The 2372-nt window shown below is 72.7% G+C and carries 3 protein-coding genes; all 3 read left to right on the top strand.

The features are described from left to right. Positions 1 to 708 (top strand): aminodeoxychorismate/anthranilate synthase component II (locus H5J30_RS27725; RefSeq protein WP_181790042.1); only part of this gene is annotated, 708 nt, incomplete at its 5' end. 79 nt (positions 709 to 787) lie between these two features. After that, positions 788 to 1627 (top strand): PhzF family phenazine biosynthesis protein, encoded by an 840-nt coding sequence (locus H5J30_RS27720; protein WP_181790041.1) that lies wholly within the window; start codon positions 788 to 790, stop codon positions 1625 to 1627. Between the two features lie 42 nt (positions 1628 to 1669). Next, positions 1670 to 2308 (top strand): phenazine biosynthesis FMN-dependent oxidase PhzG, encoded by a 639-nt coding sequence (phzG, locus tag H5J30_RS27715; RefSeq protein ID WP_181790040.1) that lies wholly within the window; start codon positions 1670 to 1672, stop codon positions 2306 to 2308. The last annotated feature ends 64 nt before the right edge of the window (positions 2309 to 2372 follow it).

Raw genomic sequence — 2372 nt, 5'->3', positions numbered from 1 at the left:
ACCGCACAGCCCGCCCCGCGGTTCGCCGACCACCCCGCCATCCGCGACGCGCTACGCGGCCGCAACACCGGCATCGCCGACTTCTGGCTCGCCGACACCGCCGCCCGCCCCCCGACCGTACCCGCGCTGGAGGGACTGAAGGTCCTCGTCGTCGACGCCGAGGACACCTTCACCGCCATGATGGTCCAGCAGCTCGAAGCCCTCGGCCCCACCGCCGAAGTACGCCGCTTCGACGAGCCCTACGCCGTCGACGGCTTCGACCTCGTCGTCATGGGCCCGGGACCCGGCGACCCCCGCGCCACCGCCGACCCGAAGATCGCCGCACTCGACACCGCCGTCGCGGGACTGCTGCACCACCGCACCCCGTTCCTCGCCGTCTGCCTCAGCCACCAGGTGCTCAGCCTCCGCCTCGGCCTCCACCTCGTCCGCCGCAGCCGGCCCAACCAGGGCGTCCAGCGCGCCATCGACCTCTTCGGCCGCCGCGAACACGTCGGCTACTACAACACCTTCGCCGCCGTCAGCCCCACCGACGACCTCGACATCCCCGGCGTCGGCCGCGTCCGCGTCAGCCGCGACCCGGCCACCGGCCAACTCGACGCACTGCGCGGCCCCCACTTCGCGTCCTTCCAGTTCCACGCCGAATCCGTCCTCACCGTCGACGGCCCCCGCCTCATCGGCGACGCCCTCCTCCGCGTGACCGGCAGGTGAAGCACCGGACACCCACCGCACCAACCCCGACAGCGAGGCCCACCGACGAACCCGTATCCGCCCGTCAGGAGTGCCGTACATGCCCGAACTCGACTACATGCTGGTGGACGCCTTCTCCCGCAGGCCGCTGAACGGCAACCCCGTCGCCGTGTTCCTCGACGCCAGGGAACTGACCCCCGACCTCATGCAGCGCATCGCCCGGGAGATGAACCTCTCCGAGACCACCTTCGTCCTGCCCCCCGCCGAAGGCGGCGACGCCCGCATCCGCATCTTCACCCCCGTCAACGAACTGCCCTTCGCCGGACACCCGCTGCTCGGCACCGCCGTCGCCCTCGGCGAGACCCGCAAACAGGACGACCTGCGCCTCGAAACCGCCATGGGCGTCATCCCCGTCCAGCTCACCGACGACGAGGGCGCCGTCAAGGTCGGCATGCGCCAGCCCCACCCCGTGTGGGAGCCCTACGCCGAAGCCGAAGAACTCCTCGCCGCCCTCGGCGCCGACGCCTCCGTCGCCCCCGTCGAGATCTACCGCAACGGCCCCCGGCACGTCTTCGTCGGCCTGGAGAGCGTCCCCGCACTCTCCGCACTGCGCCCCGACCACCGCGCGCTCTCCGCGTTCCCCGACATGGCCGCCAACTGCTTCGCCGGACAGGGCAGGCAGTGGCGCGCCCGGATGTTCTCACCCGCGTACGGCGTCGTCGAGGACGCGGCCACCGGCTCCGCGGCCGGCCCCCTCGCCATCCACCTCGCCCGGCACGGGCTCGCCGCATACGGCGAACAGGTCGAGATACTCCAGGGCGTCGAAATGGGCCGGCCCTCCCTGATGCTCGCCACCGCGGACGGCCACGGCGACCGGATCAACTCCGTCCACGTCGGCGGCAACGGTGTCACCGTAGGCCGCGGCACCCTCTTCCTCTAGACCCCGGACGCCCGGCGGGCGGCCAACCCAGAAAGGCACGAGATGCACACCAGCCGGTTCGAAAGCCTCACCGTCGAGAACGACCCGGACTTCCCCGAATACGACGACCCGCCCGCCGACCCCGTGGGCCTCCTGCAGCGCTGGCTGGACCGCGCCGCGGAACTCGACGTCCGCGAACCCCGGGCGCTCGCGCTGGCCACCGCCGACAAGCGCGGCCGGCCCTCCGCCCGCATCGTCCTCGTCAGCGCCGTCGACGAGCGCGGCATACTGTTCACCAGCCACGCCACCAGCCGCAAGGGCCGCGAGATCGAGGAGAACAACTGGGCCGCCGGAGTGCTCTACTGGCGCGAGACCGGCCAGCAGATCAAAATCTCCGGCCCCGTCGAACCCGTGCCCCTCACCGAGTCCGACTCCCTGTGGCAGTCCCGCCCCGTCCCCCTGCACGCCATGACCGCCGCATCCCGGCAGAGCGAGCCCCTCGCCGACCCGGCGGCGCTGCGCGCCGAGGCGGAACGCCTCGGCGCGGACGGCAAGCCCCTCGACCGCCCCGAGCGCTTCTACGGCTACCGGCTGCGGCCCCACGACGTCGAGTTCTGGGCCCACCGCCCCGACCGGCTCCACCTGCGGCTGCGCTACGACCGCGACGGCGACGGCTGGACCTCCGTCCGCCTCCAGCCGTAGCCCGCACGGCGGCCCGCCCGCGACCGTACGACGCGAACAAGCGCGAACAACGCGACGACGCGAC

Origin of the sequence: Streptomyces phytophilus, from assembly GCF_013870535.1 — a bacterium.
In the GTDB taxonomy this organism is placed as follows: domain Bacteria; phylum Actinomycetota; class Actinomycetes; order Streptomycetales; family Streptomycetaceae; genus Streptomyces; species Streptomyces phytophilus.
This window is presented reverse-complemented; position numbering and strand designations above follow the sequence as displayed.

Excerpts from the sequence above, each read along its gene's own strand:
- phzG (WP_181790040.1), top strand. The coding sequence starts at position 1,670 with ATGCACACCAGCCGGTTCGAAAGCCTCACCGTCGAGAACGACCCGGAC.
- H5J30_RS27720 (WP_181790041.1), top strand. The coding sequence starts at position 788 with ATGCCCGAACTCGACTACATGCTGGTGGACGCCTTCTCCCGCAGGCCG.